The sequence below is a fragment of the Bacillus sp. ms-22 genome, assembly GCF_009759805.1.
In the GTDB taxonomy this organism is placed as follows: domain Bacteria; phylum Bacillota; class Bacilli; order Bacillales; family Bacillaceae; genus Bacillus; species Bacillus xiamenensis.
Genome location: NZ_CP046653.1, coordinates 1,104,569 through 1,120,827, shown reverse-complemented (window position 1 = coordinate 1,120,827; position 16,259 = coordinate 1,104,569). Strand labels below are relative to the sequence as shown.

Genomic DNA, 16,259 nt, shown 5'->3' with positions numbered 1-16,259 from the left:
CATTAAATATAGGTTAAGTCCTCGATCTATTAGTATCTGTCAGCTCCACGTGTCACCACGCTTCCACCTCAGACCTATCAACCTGATCATCTTTCAGGGATCTTACTTCCTTGCGGAATGGGAAATCTCATCTTGAGGGGGGCTTCATGCTTAGATGCTTTCAGCACTTATCCCGTCCGCACATAGCTACCCAGCGATGCCCTTGGCAGAACAACTGGTACACCAGCGGTGCGTCCATCCCGGTCCTCTCGTACTAAGGACAGCTCCTCTCAAATTTCCTGCGCCCGCGACGGATAGGGACCGAACTGTCTCACGACGTTCTGAACCCAGCTCGCGTACCGCTTTAATGGGCGAACAGCCCAACCCTTGGGACCGACTACAGCCCCAGGATGCGATGAGCCGACATCGAGGTGCCAAACCTCCCCGTCGATGTGGACTCTTGGGGGAGATAAGCCTGTTATCCCCGGGGTAGCTTTTATCCGTTGAGCGATGGCCCTTCCATGCGGAACCACCGGATCACTAAGCCCGACTTTCGTCCCTGCTCGACTTGTAGGTCTCGCAGTCAAGCTCCCTTGTGCCTTTACACTCTGCGAATGATTTCCAACCATTCTGAGGGAACCTTTGGGCGCCTCCGTTACATTTTAGGAGGCGACCGCCCCAGTCAAACTGCCCACCTGACACTGTCTCCCTGCCCGATAAGGGCAGCGGGTTAGAAGGTCAATACAGCCAGGGTAGTATCCCACCGATGCCTCCACCGAAGCTAGCGCTCCGGTTTCCAAGGCTCCTACCTATCCTGTACAAGCTGTACCAACATTCAATATCAGGCTGCAGTAAAGCTCCACGGGGTCTTTCCGTCCTGTCGCGGGTAACCTGCATCTTCACAGGTACTATAATTTCACCGAGTCTCTCGTTGAGACAGTGCCCAGATCGTTGCGCCTTTCGTGCGGGTCGGAACTTACCCGACAAGGAATTTCGCTACCTTAGGACCGTTATAGTTACGGCCGCCGTTTACTGGGGCTTCAATTCGCACCTTCGCTTACGCTAAGCGCTCCTCTTAACCTTCCAGCACCGGGCAGGCGTCAGCCCCTATACTTCGCCTTACGGCTTCGCAGAGACCTGTGTTTTTGCTAAACAGTCGCCTGGGCCTATTCACTGCGGCTTCTCGGGGCTTTAACACCCTAAGAAGCACCCCTTCTCCCGAAGTTACGGGGTCATTTTGCCGAGTTCCTTAACGAGAGTTCTCTCGATCACCTTAGGATTCTCTCCTCGCCTACCTGTGTCGGTTTGCGGTACGGGCACCTCTCACCTCGCTAGAGGCTTTTCTTGGCAGTGTGGAATCAGGAACTTCGCTACTAAATTTCGCTCGCCATCACAGCTCAGCCTTTATGGGAAACGGATTTGCCTATTTCCCAGCCTAACTGCTTGGACGCGGATATCCATTACCGCGCTTACCCTATCCTCCTGCGTCCCCCCATTGCTCAAATGGTGAGGAGGTGGTACAGGAATATCAACCTGTTGTCCATCGCCTACGCCTTTCGGCCTCGGCTTAGGTCCCGACTAACCCTGAGCGGACGAGCCTTCCTCAGGAAACCTTAGGCATTCGGTGGACGGGATTCTCACCCGTCTTTCGCTACTCATACCGGCATTCTCACTTCTAAGCGCTCCACCAGTCCTTCCGGTCTGGCTTCACAGCCCTTAGAACGCTCTCCTACCACTGTTCGTAAGAACAGTCCGCAGCTTCGGTGATACGTTTAGCCCCGGTACATTTTCGGCGCAGAGTCACTCGACCAGTGAGCTATTACGCACTCTTTAAATGGTGGCTGCTTCTAAGCCAACATCCTGGTTGTCTAAGCAACTCCACATCCTTTTCCACTTAACGTATACTTTGGGACCTTAGCTGGCGGTCTGGGCTGTTTCCCTTTCGACTACGGATCTTATCACTCGCAGTCTGACTCCCAAGGATAAGTCATCGGCATTCGGAGTTTGACTGAATTCGGTAACCCGGTAGGGGCCCCTAGTCCAATCAGTGCTCTACCTCCGAGACTCTTACCTTGAGGCTAGCCCTAAAGCTATTTCGGAGAGAACCAGCTATCTCCAGGTTCGATTGGCATTTCACCCCTACCCACACCTCATCCCCGCACTTTTCAACGTGCGTGGGTTCGGGCCTCCATTCAGTGTTACCTGAACTTCACCCTGGACATGGGTAGATCACCTGGTTTCGGGTCTACGACCACGTACTCATGCGCCCTATTCAGACTCGCTTTCGCTGCGGCTCCGCATCTTCTGCTTAACCTTGCACGGGATCGTAACTCGCCGGTTCATTCTACAAAAGGCACGCCATCACCCGTTAACGGGCTCTGACTACTTGTAGGCACACGGTTTCAGGATCTATTTCACTCCCCTTCCGGGGTGCTTTTCACCTTTCCCTCACGGTACTGGTTCACTATCGGTCACTAGGGAGTATTTAGCCTTGGGAGATGGTCCTCCCGGATTCCGACGGAATTTCACGTGTTCCGCCGTACTCAGGATCCACTCTGGAGAGAATGACATTTCAGTTACAGGGCTGTTACCTTCTCTGGCGGGCCTTTCCAGACCTCTTCGCTTATATCATTCCTTTGTAACTCCGTATAGAGTGTCCTACAACCCCAAGAGGCAAGCCTCTTGGTTTGGGCTGTTCCCGTTTCGCTCGCCGCTACTCAGGGAATCGCATTTGCTTTCTCTTCCTCCGGGTACTTAGATGTTTCAGTTCCCCGGGTATGCCTTCTCATACTCTATGTATTCAAGTATGGATACTACTCCATTACGAGCAGTGGGTTTCCCCATTCGGAAATCTCCGGATCAAAGCTTGCTTACAGCTCCCCGAAGCATATCGGTGTTCGTCCCGTCCTTCATCGGCTCCTAGTGCCAAGGCATCCACCGTGCGCCCTTTCTAACTTAACCATTTCTTACTTTAGAAAGAATCACTATGTGTGATGAACTTTGCATTGCATTCAATGTGAATGTATTACTTATTGTTATCTAGTTTTCAAAGAACAATCCTGTCTCGCTAGAGACATGTTTTGAAGGAATGATCCTTCAAAACTAAACAAGACCAAAACGCACACTGCTCCATATATCCTTAGAAAGGAGGTGATCCAGCCGCACCTTCCGATACGGCTACCTTGTTACGACTTCACCCCAATCATCTGCCCCACCTTCGGCGGCTGGCTCCATAAAGGTTACCTCACCGACTTCGGGTGTTGCAAACTCTCGTGGTGTGACGGGCGGTGTGTACAAGGCCCGGGAACGTATTCACCGCGGCATGCTGATCCGCGATTACTAGCGATTCCAGCTTCACGCAGTCGAGTTGCAGACTGCGATCCGAACTGAGAACAGATTTGTGGGATTGGCTAAACCTTGCGGTCTCGCAGCCCTTTGTTCTGTCCATTGTAGCACGTGTGTAGCCCAGGTCATAAGGGGCATGATGATTTGACGTCATCCCCACCTTCCTCCGGTTTGTCACCGGCAGTCACCTTAGAGTGCCCAACTGAATGCTGGCAACTAAGATCAAGGGTTGCGCTCGTTGCGGGACTTAACCCAACATCTCACGACACGAGCTGACGACAACCATGCACCACCTGTCACTCTGTCCCCGAAGGGAAAGCCCTATCTCTAGGGTTGTCAGAGGATGTCAAGACCTGGTAAGGTTCTTCGCGTTGCTTCGAATTAAACCACATGCTCCACCGCTTGTGCGGGCCCCCGTCAATTCCTTTGAGTTTCAGTCTTGCGACCGTACTCCCCAGGCGGAGTGCTTAATGCGTTAGCTGCAGCACTAAGGGGCGGAAACCCCCTAACACTTAGCACTCATCGTTTACGGCGTGGACTACCAGGGTATCTAATCCTGTTCGCTCCCCACGCTTTCGCTCCTCAGCGTCAGTTACAGACCAGAGAGTCGCCTTCGCCACTGGTGTTCCTCCACATCTCTACGCATTTCACCGCTACACGTGGAATTCCACTCTCCTCTTCTGCACTCAAGTTTCCCAGTTTCCAATGACCCTCCCCGGTTGAGCCGGGGGCTTTCACATCAGACTTAAGAAACCGCCTGCGAGCCCTTTACGCCCAATAATTCCGGACAACGCTTGCCACCTACGTATTACCGCGGCTGCTGGCACGTAGTTAGCCGTGGCTTTCTGGTTAGGTACCGTCATGGTGCAAGCAGTTACTCTTGCACTTGTTCTTCCCTAACAACAGAGCTTTACGATCCGAAAACCTTCATCACTCACGCGGCGTTGCTCCGTCAGACTTTCGTCCATTGCGGAAGATTCCCTACTGCTGCCTCCCGTAGGAGTCTGGGCCGTGTCTCAGTCCCAGTGTGGCCGATCACCCTCTCAGGTCGGCTACGCATCGTCGCCTTGGTGAGCCGTTACCTCACCAACTAGCTAATGCGCCGCGGGTCCATCTGTAAGTGACAGCCGAAACCGTCTTTCATCCTTGAACCATGCGGTTCAAGGAACTATCCGGTATTAGCTCCGGTTTCCCGGAGTTATCCCAGTCTTACAGGCAGGTTACCCACGTGTTACTCACCCGTCCGCCGCTAACATCCGGGAGCAAGCTCCCTTCTGTCCGCTCGACTTGCATGTATTAGGCACGCCGCCAGCGTTCGTCCTGAGCCAGGATCAAACTCTCCGAGGTATGCAGGATGCATATCACACATGCGTTGCTACACGATGTAGCGAACTTAGCATGTGATCATTTCCTGCCTCGTCAGTTTGACTGACTACCTATGATGTTTCATAGGATTTTTTTATTAAAACTCGAATTAACAGGTACGTTTTGTCTTGTTTAGTTTTCAAAGATCATTTTCGTTATCGCTCAGAGGCGACTTTATTAATATAACATTCTATCAAGATGAAGTCAATAACTTTTTTCTCGAATGTTATTTCTCAACCGCGCTGTTTCAGCGTCGAATACAAATATAACACCTTTTGAAATAAGAAACAAGTATTTTCTCTAAATAATTTATTTTTCCTCATTTCTTTCTATATATAGATATAAAAAGTGGTTCTCTCAGTAATTCACTATTGTTGATCCTGTAGGTCTTTAGTATATTTATAATAGATTGAAACTAAATAACCGCAGGGGGAGCTTTGTGCTGAGAGTGAACAATTCGTTGTTCTGACCCTTTGAACCTGTCAGTTAATACTGAAGTAGGAATGTGGAATCACTTGCATACATGCACTGTATCCAAGCCGATATGTTTTTCTATGAATCACATACTCATCCTGACATGGTCTCTCCTTGCACAATTCGTGAAAAGGGGATTTTTTTATGCAGAAATCAAATCAATTAGTACGACTGATGGAGATCGCCATCATGACTTCTCTTGCACTTGTATTAGATTATTTATCAGGTCTCTTTTTAAGAATGCCGAACGGCGGGTCAATTGCGCTGATCATGATTCCTGTTATTCTCATGTCTATTAGATGGGGAGTGTCTACTGGGTTTATCATCGGGGTGTTAATCGCTGGACTACAGCTGATGAATAGTCCTATCATCGCCACACCTGTACAAGGATTCCTCGATTACTTTGTCGCATCTGTAGTGATTTGTTTAAGTGGGCTATTCTCAGGATCAATTAAAAAAGCCATTCAGGATAAAAAACGAAAGAAACAATTCTTCTATATTACTCTATCTGTCTTTACCGCCAGTTTCTTCAGGCTGCTGACGTTCTTTATTTCTGGCGTTGTTTTCTTTTCTCACAATGCACCAAAAGGAACGCCAGGATGGCTATACTCTTTATTATATAACAGCACATATATGGTTCCTTCATTTATCATTTGTAGTATTGTTCTTTGTTTACTCATCCCTAGTGCGTCTCGTTTGGTTTTTCCTCAACAAAAATAACCTGGCTTTTTCAGCAGGTTATTTTTTTATGCATAATTTTCTGCTCTATTGAATCTATTAATAGTAGAAGATTTTAAGCTGGAGGTGCGCCAATGAATTCTTACTCCATTATGCTGTGCTGCTATATTCTTAGTCTTGCCTACTTTTTGGCCAGTTTCTATGAGGCATTAAAAATAGCAGCTGTGAAAGGAAAAGTAGAGGCTGCTCCTTTTATCTCTTATATTTTACTCGCCACACTTTTTACTTTTTTCTCTCATTATTACTGGAAGCTGACGATATAATTCGGTGTACATGATCATTTAGTACAGACAACTCCCATCCATACCCAATTTCCTCATGGTTCTCACCAGCCAGCTCGAATTGGCTGGTGACGACAAAACTAGGTTGAAGCTTTTGATAAAATTGCTTCGCTGAATTCTGATCAAATACCCAAAGCAGCATATTTTGATAGCCTTTCTTTATTAAATAATCCACACCTTTTGCAATCAGAGCCATGCCCGCTCCTGATTTCTGTTTTTGCTGCAACAAATAGATGGCATAAAGCTCACCATCATATATTGAATAGCGCTCATCACGCTGTTTTCCAAAGGAAGCAAAACCAAATACTCCGTCCGCATCTTCTGCGACAAATGTGCCTTCAAGCGATCTGCTTCTCCAGCTCTCTTCCCGCTCCTCTACATTTAAAGCATCCAAATACGCCTGCGAAATAATGCCGTGATAAGTCGTTTGCCAGCTTTTCACATGAATCTCGGCGATTTTAGGAATATCACTATGTACTGCATGTCTCACCTTCATCTACGCCACCCCTTCTAGCAGTTTCCTATTCTATATTCATTATAATAAGTTTCTAATGTATAAAATTCAATTCATTGACAATTTGTCAACACACCTTTATATTGGGTACGACTTCTTCTATTAAAAAGTTGATACATATGAAAGGGTGAAATAAAAGATGGAGTGTAAGACAACCGAGCTTCGGCAGCTCTTAAAGGAACAACTACAACTACGTTCTCTCTCATTAAGAGAACTCAGCACACAAACAGACATTGATAAAGCGACACTTTCTAGAATAATGAATGGCAAAAGAAAACCGACTTTGAACCATTTACAGCGGCTTTCAGATGCTCTAAACATTTCTTTAGATCGACTATTGGCCGCTGCTGGATTTCCCATTAAAAATGAGAAAGTTCACGGTGATACGTTCATTCAAGCGGTAGAAGAGATCGAAAGAACACTGAAAGATCATGATGTCTATGACGGTACATTCAGCGAGGAGAAATTGAAACAGAAGCTAAATGCATACGAGACCTACAGTCAATCAGTCGAGGGAAAAGAAACGATCTCAGCAAAGTTTGAAAAAAAGATGGACTCAATAAGCGGCGTTGGGCCATTTCTTGATCAATTGAAAAGCATGTACAACTCTTTCATGAGCGGCCGGGGTACTTCTCGTGAATTGATGTTGATGGGAGGCGCCCTGCTTTATTTCATTATGCCCGTTGATTTAATACCAGATTATATTTTTCCGATCGGCTATATTGATGACGCTGCAGCAGTGCAGGTCGTATTAAACCAGCTGACAAATAGGTCATAGCAGGTGACGGAGACATGAAAAAACAGAACGGCATTGACTTCGTATTATTATTCACTGTCATTTGTTTCTTTGTGATCAGCCTGCTGGCTGTGTATAGCGGATCGGGACAGTATGAAACGCAAGATATGTTTTATTTCGTCAAAAGACAAATTTTCTGGTATATCGTCGGTTTTGGCCTCATGGCGGCAGTTGCTTACTTTGATTACGAGCTGCTTGAGCGTTTATCTTTTCGACTATTTGCAGGTGGTCTCTTCCTCATCATTCTCGTACATTTTTTTGGAACGAATCAAAATGGCTCCCAAAGGTGGATCAGTTTTGGCTCCATTAAAATTCAGCCATCAGAATTTATGAAAATTTTTGTCATTCTCCTGTTAGCGGCTGTTTTAAATCGATACAAACATGAGCGCTTTACATTTAAGGAGAGCATGATTCCTACAAGTAAAGTCATCTGCTGGACCGCTGTCCCTTTTTTCCTGATTTTAATTCAGCCAGATTTAGGGACTGCACTTGTGATCTTGTCTATCGCTTTTACACTGATACTTGTTTCAGGAATTTCAAGTAAGATGATCGCTGCATTAATGGCCGCTTTTCTCGCGCTTCTTGCATTTTTGACCTACTTGCACAATGAACATTTTGAGCACTTTACAAAAGTAATTAAACCTCATCAGCTTGACCGCATTTATGGGTGGCTCTCTCCAGATGAATTTGATTCAACTTATGGATATCAGTTGAATCAAGCGATGCTCGGCATTGGGTCAGGGCAATTATCAGGAAGCGGGTATACGAAAGGAAATCAAGTACAAGGTGGAAATATTCCTGAGGCCCATACAGATTTTATATTTGCAGTCATTGGTGAGGAGTTTGGTTTTATCGGCGCTTCCCTATTGATTTGTTTGTATCTTATGATGGTCTATCGAATGATTCATGTGGCTATGCATGCGAATACCCTTTATGGGCTGTACATATGTGCTGGTGTGGTTGGACTGATCGTCTTTCAAGTCTTCCAAAACGTAGGAATGACAGTAGGTTTAATGCCTGTGACGGGTCTTGCACTTCCATTTATCAGCTACGGCGGCAGTGCGCTTTTGACCAATATGATGGCCATTGGGCTTGTATTTAGTGTCAATCTGAGGTCGTCATCCTATATGTTTGGACGCAACTGGGATTGAGGGTGATGTCATTGATTCTTTCTCACCTCAAAAAAATCGACCACATTCTTGCTGGGACGATCGTTTGTCTTTGTTTATTTGGTTTACTCATGGTTTACAGTGCGAGTTATCCTTTAGGTGAAATGAAGTATGAGCAAGGCAGCTATTTTTTCATGAAACAATGGCAATGGCTCTTGATTGGGTTATTCTTTTTTATCATTGCCGCTCTTTTTCCTTATCACGCTTATCGTAAATGGATACGATGGCTTGTCATGCTGTCAATGTTATGTCTCATCATTGTCCTGCTTCCAGGGATCGGCGTTGTCAAAAATAATTCACAGCGGTGGATTCATATTGGTTCTCTTATGATCCAGCCGTCTGAGGCTGTGAAATTAGTGATGATCCTCTATTTTGCCTATGTGTATGCAAGGAAACAAGCATACATCACATCCTTTAGAAAAGGGGTGCTGCCTCCGCTCATTCTGTTAGGTCTAGTTTTTTTATTGATCTTAAAGCAGCCTGATTTAGGTACGGCGGTATCTATTTTATTAAGCTGTGGCATCGTCTTATTATGCGCTGGGCTAAACATGCGCCACCTCATTTTTCTAGGAACGACCGCTGCGGCAGGGATTACCTTTTTTGCTGTGACAGCTCCTTATCGTTTGAAACGGCTCACCTCATTTCGTGATCCTTTTCAATATGAGGATGGGGATGGCTATCAGCTGATTCATTCATATCTCGCCATGGATTCAGGCGGGCTGACCGGGAATGGCTTAGGCGGGAGCATTCAAAAATTAGGTTTTCTTCCTGAAGCCCACACAGATTTCATTATGGCCGTCATCAGTGAAGAGCTGGGATTCATGGGGGTATCGTTTGTGATTGGCGCATATCTTCTCATTATGTATCGCGCCGTCCGAATCGTTCGATCATTGCAGGATCCGTTTGGAAAGTTGTTAACGGTCGGTCTCACTTTTCAAATCATGCTTCAAGCAGGCTTTAATCTAGGGGCTGTATTTGGACTTCTCCCCATTACAGGCATCCCCCTTCCCTTCATTAGCTATGGCGGGTCCTCATTAGTGTTCATGATGATAACCGCAGGCATTCTTGTGAATCTTTCTTCTTATATAAAAAGACCAAAACAACAGGCTCAAGCAAAATAGACACCTTCTATCAGAAGGTGTCTATTCATTTTATTCTTCTATTTGACGATCAGCTGCTTCTTTTTTTCTTGGCTGCTTGATTTCATTTGTCAGTTCCTGAATGCTTTGCTTCACATTCCCTTTGCCAGAGAAGTTCTCAATAATTTCTTTGACATCAATCCCAGAGGATGCTTTCAGGCTTTCTTGCAGACTGGACATGAGGTTTGTGGCATAGCCTGTGACTTTATTGGCGCCGCTGCCTTCCCCGTTACCGCCCGTATCAACAACTGTAATTTTATCAATGTTAGAAAGTGGTGCAGATACTTGCTTCGCATATTCAGGAAGCATTTTCACAATCATATCAAGGATCGCTGCCTGACCATACTGTTCGAATGCTTCAGCAATTTTCTCTTTCGCTTCGGCTTCTGCAAGTCCTTTTAACCTAATGACTTCTGCTTCTGTTTCCCCTTTTGCACGATCTGCTTCCGCTTTGGCAAGCCCATCAATACGAACTTTCTCAGCTTCTGCTTTCGCCATTGCTTCAATGCTGTATTTCTTCGCATCTGCTTCCGCAAGACGCTTTGCTTTTTCAGCAGCAGCTGATTGTTCAACAGCATAACGATCTGCATCGGCTTTCTTTTTCACTTCGGAATCATATTGACGTTCACGACGCTGAATCTCTTTTTCTTCCAATTCAATTTGCTTCTGACGTTCGATGATTTTGACTTGCATTTCTTGTTCCGTTACGTGCTGACGGTTGCGAGCTGTTTCTAGATCGTAAGCTTGGTCAGCGCTTGCTTTCGCTGTATCTTGTTCACGTCTAAATTCCGCTCGTTTCAATTCATTGATTTTTTCCGCCTCTGCGATTTCGGTCGCACGCTCAAGCTCAGACTTCTTCGCATCTTTATCTGCTTCAGCACGTTTGATACGTGTTTCTTTATCTGCTTCGGCTGTTGCAATATCTGCATCTCGCTTCACTTGGGCAATTCTTGGCTTACCTAGGGATTCTAAATAGCCATTTTTATCTCGGACATCTTTGATCGTAAAGGAGACAATGACAAGACCCATTTTCGCTAAATCTTGAGAAGCGACACGTTGTACTTCTTGAGAAAATTTCTCTCTGTTCTTATAAATCTCTTCAACTGTCATTGATCCTAGGATCGAACGCAGATGACCTTCTAGAACTTCTCTTGCTTCATTTTCACGGTCTTCTTTTGTTTTACCTAAAAACTGCTCTGCAGCAGTGGCGATTTCTTCAATTGATCCGCCAATTTTGATGATTGCCGTTCCGTCGGCCATCACAGGTACACCTTGCTCTGTATATACTTCAGGAGTGGAAACATCTAGTTTGCTAGATAGTAAGCTGAGCGGCTCTGCTTGTTGAAAAACAGGAAGTACAAAAGTACCGCCGCCTCTGACAATCTTAATCTTATTTCCACCTTCATCCACATGGACATTTTTACTTCCTAGATAACTCCCTGTGACGATCAACGCTTCATCAGGACCTGCCGTCCGATATTTTGTTACAAATACGCCAATAAGTGCAATCAGAATCACAAGGACAATTCCAATAATAATTAAAATGGTTGTTCCTGGCATAGCATTCCCTCCTAGATTTCTTCATTTGGTATGACAGATAAAACGCCTTTGTTCACTTCGACCACAAGCACGCGGGTTCCATATGGAATCTCCTCTTGGTCGAAACTGATGGCCGGCTTTGAGATTTTCCCGCTATTACTAATTAACAGCACTTCTCCAAACCCGTCTTTTGGGACTGATACAATGATCTCCCCAGTTCTTCCTTTTAAATCGGCTTCAGTATATGAAAGAGATTCTTCAGCAGAGGAAAGCGGGACTAACACAAATACATGTAAACAGGTCACAAGGACCACTGCGAGAATGGCAGATAATACTGCTCCAAAACCGCTTCCTACGATTGCTGTTTTCTCAGAGATAAAACCACCAGCCGAGAAAAATGTAAGAAATGCGAGGATCAATGTCGGTTGAAGGAATGGAACAGGGATCGCTTCAAACAAGCCATCAAATACATCACCGAAAAAGACGAAAACAAGTGTCAGGATTCCTGATATCATCAATATGTATAAGTACAGCGTCTGAAGAGGCAGCCCGAATATATCCATCTTCCTCACCCTTTCTTTATGAAATGAACAGCCTTTGTTTCATGTAGATGACACTCACCTCCAGTGTATTGCTTCTAACAGGTAATACGAACCACTTTTGTAAAGGTTTCATATTTCATCACAATTCCTCAAAGGAATTCTCGGGAAGCTAAAGAATGATTGTCATGTACCATTATGATAAAATTTGATCTTGAGGTGATGGAAATGAGTTTATTACATGATGCAAGACAAGAATTGTGGCAAGAACTGCAAGGGTTAAACGAAGAACAATTAAACCAAAAATTATCTGATGATACCTGGAGTATTCAAGAGGTGGCAGATCATTTAAAGAAAATGGATTTAGTTGCAGCAAAGCATCTAGCTGCCGAGGGAAAAAAAGCACCGATCAAAGAATATGAGCCAAAACCAGTAGAAATGGCAGAAGATCGTTCAAGAAAGGCCACTGCACCTAGTATTGTCGCACCTGAGCGTAAGCATGTGACGCCTACACAATTAAAGGATGAACTTGATACAGCACGTGAGAAATTAAATCAAATTTTATCAACGTTTACGGAGGAAGATTTCAAACGAGTGATTGCACATCCTGTGTTTGAAGAGCTTTCACTGAAGCAATATCTTGATTTTATCGGCGCACACGAAAAACGCCATATTCATCAAATCAAAGAAATTAAAGAAATTAAAGAACAGCTATAAGATGTAAAAAAGACTCCCTTTTGGGAGCCTTTTTTCATTGTTACACTGTTTTAGGTGTTAGGTTAAAGCAGCGAGCATAAATCCAGTTGTATGCTTTTTCGTTTAGATCTCTTGGATTTCCAACGGTTTGCGGATCTTTCATTGCTTCTTTAGATAAACGGTCGATCATATCTTTTGATACACCTTGTTCTTCTAATGAAGGAACTTCTAGGTCTTCCACTAAATCATACATCCAGTTCACTGCTGCTTTAGCTGCTTCCTCTGTTGACATTCTGCTTGTATCAATACCGAATGCTTGCGCAATTCGAGCGAATTTCTCTGGGTAGCCTTTCCAGTTATACTCCATAACAGGTCCCATCATCGCCGCTACACATTGACCATGCGCTACAGGAATAATGCCTCCGAGTGTTTGACTCATCGCATGGGCAGCGCCAGCTGATTCACTTCCATAGGAAAGTCCTGCAAGCATTGCAGCTTGTGCCATTCCGTATCTTGCTTCTAAATCCTCTCCATCCGCAAAGGCACGGCGAATGTAATGAGCAGCATATTCAATGGCCATAAGTGCCACAGCATCCGTAATCGGCTGAGCAAATTTCATTGTATAGCATTCGATAGCGTGTGCAAGCGCATCAATTCCGGTCATTGCCGTCACATGAGGCGGCATGGATACATGAAGCTCTGGATCAATCACTGTGAGGTGAGCGGCAATAAGTGGTCCACCTGTATTGAATTTGAACTCCCTTTCTTCATCTGTAATTACTGCCCACTGCGTGACCTCTGAACCTGTACCTGCCGTTGTCGGGATTGTTGTTAATGGAGGAATTCTATTTTCAAGCGGTTTTTTCCCCTCTGCCGCTTCGTAATCAAGAACTGAACCTTCATGAGTCGCTTCTACACCGATGGCCTTCGCTGTATCCATTGAGCTTCCGCCACCAACTGCGACTAATCCATTACAGCCTTCTTTTTCATATAACGCAGATCCTTCATTCACTAGGCGTACTGGCGGGTTTGGCTCTACTTTATCAAATAGGACCCACATCAATTTGTGCCTCTTTTAATGAAGCAATCACTGGATCTACAACGCCCGCTTGATAAATACCAGGGTCCGTTACAAGCAAGACCTTTGAAACGCCGTATGCTTTCACTTCTTCTCCAACATGTTTCACCGCACCAATACCATGCTTGATCACAGTCGGGATTTCAAATGTATGGAATTTTTGCATGCTTTCAATTTTCATATTTAATGTCATGTTCAATCTCCTCCAAATCATTTTATTTAAACCAATGAACTGCTTCTGGTTTTGTGTTTCTATATACATGTTTCAATTCGGTATATTCTTCAAGACCCGTACGTCCTAACTCACGTCCAAGACCTGATTGCTTATATCCACCCCACGGTGCTTGAGCAAAATAAGGATGGAAGTCGTTAATCCAAACAGTGCCTAATCGTAGCTGACGAGCGACCCTTTCCGCTTTTGCGATATCTGAAGACCATACTGCTCCTGCTAATCCATAGATTGTATCATTTGCAAGCTCGATCACTTCTTCTTCTGATCGGAAGGATTCGACGGTCAGTACTGGGCCAAAAATTTCTTCCTGTACAATCCGCATATCTGATGTACAGCCTGAGAAAATCGTTGGCAAGTAGAAAAATCCATTTTGAAGCTCCTCTGCATCAGGTCGTTTTCCGCCTGTTTCTAATCTTGCGCCTTCTTCTAGACCGATGCTGACGTATTTTTCTACTTTTTCTCGATGCTCAGCTGAGATGAGCGGTCCGCTCTGGGTTCCTTCATCAAAGCCGTTGCCTAGCTTGATTTTTTTCGTACGCTTCACCAGTTCTTCTAAAAATTCATCATGAATGGATTCTTCGACTAACAAGCGTGAACCCGCTGAACACACTTGCCCTGCATGGAAGAACACAGCATTCATTGCCTGGTCAACCGCTACGTCTAAATCAGCATCTTGAAACACAATATTCGGATTTTTCCCGCCAAGCTCAAGAGCTATTTTTTTCACATTCCCACTGGCTCCCTGCATGATTTTCTTGCCAGTTTCAATACCGCCGGTGAACGAAATTAAGTCGACTTGGTCGTTAACAGCAAGTTCATCGCCAACTGTTGCCCCTGGTCCAAGGACTAGGTTTGCAACACCTGCCGGAACGCCTGCTTCTTCCATGAGTTTGAAAACTTTAATCGTGGTTAGTGGTGTAATTTCACTTGGCTTTAATACGATTGTATTTCCGGCTGCAAGCGCAGGAGCGATTTTCCAGCTCGCTTGAAGCAACGGATAGTTCCAAGGAGTGATTTGACCGCATACACCGACAGGCTCTCTGACTAATTCACTTTTTGAATTTGGAATAGGCGATGCAATGATTTCCCCGCCATCCTTATCAGCAAGCCCTGCGTAATATTGGAACACATTTGCAATATCGTCCATATCTGCTTTACTTTCTTCTAATGTTTTGCCAGTATCAAGTGATTCTAATCTGGCTAATTCATCAAGGTCTCGTCTAATCAATTCAGCAATCTTAAAGACAATATTTCCTCTTTCAAGTCCAGGAAGATTTGCCCAATCTCCTTGATCGAAGGCTTTTCTTGCTGCTTTGATGGCTAGCTGCGCGTCATTTCTTGATCCTTCACTGACTGTCGCGATCACTTCTTGATTAAATGGATTGATGATATCTCTTGTGTCGCCACTCTTAGCGCCAACCCATTGTCCATCTATAAATAGTGTTTGACTCATAGAAGGAACCTCCTCTGATTCTCTTTGGTAAGTTTGTTAAATAAAAATTTAACGTTTTGAACATAATTAACTTAACATGTTCAAATTTTTCTGTCAAAGGGAGATATGCTTCATTTATTTTGACATTTTGCATTCTTTCGTTAACATATAGTCCATAAAGATTTTTTTGAACGTATTGAATTCTCTTAATAGAAAGCAGGGACAAGATGAAAAAGCAGGAACAGCCACAAGCAGAAGATCGTATTTTAGCGGCGAAAGATCTAGTCATTGATTCCATCGCTGAAACAATGGATCTCTATGGCATTACTAGAAGTGCGGGTATTCTGTATGGGACGATGTATTTAAATGAGGAAATGACGCTGGATGAAATGCGTGAAGAGCTGCAAATGAGTAAGCCTAGTATGAGTACAGGTGTGAAAAAACTGCAAGACATGAATATTGTCAAAAAGACCTTTCACCGCGGCCGAAGAAAACACAGCTTTGTTGCTGAAAAAGATTTTTTTAAGTTTTTCATGAACTTTTTCCCGCAAAAATGGGAACGAGAGGTCGAGGTCAATCTAGCGGCTATTGAAGAAGCGCAAGAGCGCCTTCAAGATGTGGCTCTTGATGAGCAGGCGGAGGAACACGAAAAAGAGGAAGCCCAGCAGCTCCTTGAACAGCTTGAGAGCTCAAAAGCCTATTATGACTGGCTTAGAAGATTAGCCCATTCTGTTCATTCCGGGGAAATCTTTGATTATATTCCGATCGATCAGAAAGAAAAATAGACAATATGATTGCATTTTACAGCTTGAAGTTTACAGAAGGATTGATTATAATAAGTTATGTCGTAACACTTCGGGGCATTAGCTCAGCTGGGAGAGCGCTACGCTGGCAGCGTAGAGGTCAGCGGTTCGATCCCGCTATGCTCCATTATCAAAAGCCT

11 protein-coding genes, 1 tRNA gene, 2 rRNA genes, 1 pseudogene and 1 riboswitch are annotated in these 16,259 nt (G+C 44.7%); of the genes and pseudogenes, 8 read left to right on the top strand and 7 right to left on the bottom strand.

From position 1 onward, the window contains the following. Positions 1-9: 9 nt before the first annotated feature. A 23S ribosomal RNA gene (locus GPA07_RS05780) occupies positions 10-2,940 on the bottom strand. Between the two features lie 182 nt (positions 2,941-3,122). Next, positions 3,123-4,671: ribosomal RNA gene (locus GPA07_RS05775) — 16S ribosomal RNA — on the bottom strand. The 16S and 23S rRNA genes sit together here, the layout of an rRNA operon. A gap of 436 nt (positions 4,672-5,107) precedes the next feature. Further along, positions 5,108-5,210, top strand: a riboswitch (TPP riboswitch). A 97-nt stretch (positions 5,211-5,307) separates the two neighbouring features. On the opposite strand from GPA07_RS05775, the gene thiT reads away from it, so the two are divergent. Together thiT and GPA07_RS05765 are read left to right on the top strand one after the other, a co-directional pair. Then, positions 5,308-5,883, top strand: a complete 576-nt coding sequence (gene thiT, locus GPA07_RS05770) for an energy-coupled thiamine transporter ThiT (protein ID WP_157292172.1) — start codon at positions 5,308-5,310, stop codon at positions 5,881-5,883. A gap of 92 nt (positions 5,884-5,975) precedes the next feature. After that, on the top strand, positions 5,976-6,164 hold the full coding sequence (locus GPA07_RS05765; RefSeq protein ID WP_083381128.1) for a hypothetical protein: 189 nt from the start codon (positions 5,976-5,978) through the stop codon (positions 6,162-6,164). Here the strand turns inward: GPA07_RS05765 and GPA07_RS05760 are convergent. Continuing rightward, entirely contained in the window at positions 6,124-6,678 is a 555-nt protein-coding gene (locus GPA07_RS05760) for a GNAT family N-acetyltransferase (RefSeq protein WP_157292171.1), read from the bottom strand. The genes GPA07_RS05765 and GPA07_RS05760 overlap by 41 nt on opposite strands. A gap of 157 nt (positions 6,679-6,835) precedes the next feature. On the opposite strand from GPA07_RS05760, the gene GPA07_RS05755 reads away from it, so the two are divergent. From GPA07_RS05755 to ftsW, 3 genes are read left to right on the top strand one after another with little or no spacing between them, the layout of a single operon-like run. Continuing rightward, positions 6,836-7,474, top strand: coding sequence for a DUF1232 domain-containing protein (locus GPA07_RS05755; protein WP_008361704.1), 639 nt, complete (start codon positions 6,836-6,838; stop codon positions 7,472-7,474). 14 nt (positions 7,475-7,488) lie between these two features. Next, positions 7,489-8,643 carry a rod shape-determining protein RodA gene (gene rodA / locus GPA07_RS05750; RefSeq protein ID WP_008361702.1) on the top strand — a complete coding sequence of 385 codons (1,155 nt, stop codon included), beginning with the start codon at positions 7,489-7,491 and terminating at the stop codon, positions 8,641-8,643. A gap of 5 nt (positions 8,644-8,648) precedes the next feature. Continuing rightward, positions 8,649-9,782 carry a putative lipid II flippase FtsW gene (ftsW, locus tag GPA07_RS05745; RefSeq protein ID WP_442859323.1) on the top strand — a complete coding sequence of 378 codons (1,134 nt, stop codon included), beginning with the start codon at positions 8,649-8,651 and terminating at the stop codon, positions 9,780-9,782. Positions 9,783-9,812: 30 nt separating this feature from the next. On the opposite strand, the gene GPA07_RS05740 is transcribed toward ftsW, so the two are convergent. Together GPA07_RS05740 and GPA07_RS05735 are read right to left on the bottom strand one after the other, a co-directional pair. Continuing rightward, positions 9,813-11,360: a flotillin lipid rafts scaffold protein FloT gene (locus tag GPA07_RS05740; protein ID WP_008361697.1), complete on the bottom strand. Its 1,548-nt coding sequence runs from the start codon at positions 11,358-11,360 to the stop codon at positions 9,813-9,815. A gap of 11 nt (positions 11,361-11,371) precedes the next feature. Further along, on the bottom strand, positions 11,372-11,902 hold the full coding sequence (locus tag GPA07_RS05735) for an NfeD family membrane protein (protein ID WP_008361696.1): 531 nt from the start codon (positions 11,900-11,902) through the stop codon (positions 11,372-11,374). 204 nt (positions 11,903-12,106) lie between these two features. On the opposite strand from GPA07_RS05735, the gene GPA07_RS05730 reads away from it, so the two are divergent. Further along, positions 12,107-12,595, top strand: a complete 489-nt coding sequence (locus GPA07_RS05730) for a DinB family protein (protein ID WP_197226907.1) — start codon at positions 12,107-12,109, stop codon at positions 12,593-12,595. Positions 12,596-12,635: 40 nt separating this feature from the next. Here GPA07_RS05730 and GPA07_RS05725 read toward each other — a convergent pair. Continuing rightward, positions 12,636-13,845 (bottom strand): annotated as a pseudogene (locus tag GPA07_RS05725) (iron-containing alcohol dehydrogenase). A gap of 22 nt (positions 13,846-13,867) precedes the next feature. Continuing rightward, on the bottom strand, positions 13,868-15,337 hold the full coding sequence (gene betB / locus GPA07_RS05720) for a betaine-aldehyde dehydrogenase (protein WP_157292169.1): 1,470 nt from the start codon (positions 15,335-15,337) through the stop codon (positions 13,868-13,870). 206 nt (positions 15,338-15,543) lie between these two features. Between betB and cudC the strand changes: the two genes are divergently transcribed. Both cudC and GPA07_RS05710 read left to right on the top strand, forming a co-directional pair. Then, the gene (cudC, locus tag GPA07_RS05715; protein ID WP_008361688.1) at positions 15,544-16,101 is read left to right on the top strand and encodes a transcriptional regulator GbsR; all 558 of its coding nucleotides are present in this window, start codon (positions 15,544-15,546) and stop codon (positions 16,099-16,101) included. A gap of 72 nt (positions 16,102-16,173) precedes the next feature. Further along, positions 16,174-16,246, top strand: a tRNA-Ala gene (locus GPA07_RS05710). Positions 16,247-16,259: the final 13 nt, after the last annotated feature.

Coding starts and splice junctions, on each gene's coding strand:
- thiT (WP_157292172.1), top strand. CDS start 5,308: ATGCAGAAATCAAATCAATTAGTACGACTGATGGAGATCGCCATCATG.
- GPA07_RS05755 (WP_008361704.1), top strand. CDS start 6,836: ATGGAGTGTAAGACAACCGAGCTTCGGCAGCTCTTAAAGGAACAACTA.
- betB (WP_157292169.1), bottom strand. CDS start 15,337: ATGAGTCAAACACTATTTATAGATGGACAATGGGTTGGCGCTAAGAGT.
- GPA07_RS05760 (WP_157292171.1), bottom strand. CDS start 6,678: ATGAAGGTGAGACATGCAGTACATAGTGATATTCCTAAAATCGCCGAG.
- GPA07_RS05730 (WP_197226907.1), top strand. CDS start 12,107: ATGAGTTTATTACATGATGCAAGACAAGAATTGTGGCAAGAACTGCAA.
- rodA (WP_008361702.1), top strand. CDS start 7,489: ATGAAAAAACAGAACGGCATTGACTTCGTATTATTATTCACTGTCATT.
- cudC (WP_008361688.1), top strand. CDS start 15,544: ATGAAAAAGCAGGAACAGCCACAAGCAGAAGATCGTATTTTAGCGGCG.
- GPA07_RS05765 (WP_083381128.1), top strand. CDS start 5,976: ATGAATTCTTACTCCATTATGCTGTGCTGCTATATTCTTAGTCTTGCC.
- GPA07_RS05735 (WP_008361696.1), bottom strand. CDS start 11,902: ATGGATATATTCGGGCTGCCTCTTCAGACGCTGTACTTATACATATTG.
- ftsW (WP_442859323.1), top strand. CDS start 8,649: ATGTCATTGATTCTTTCTCACCTCAAAAAAATCGACCACATTCTTGCT.
- GPA07_RS05740 (WP_008361697.1), bottom strand. CDS start 11,360: ATGCCAGGAACAACCATTTTAATTATTATTGGAATTGTCCTTGTGATT.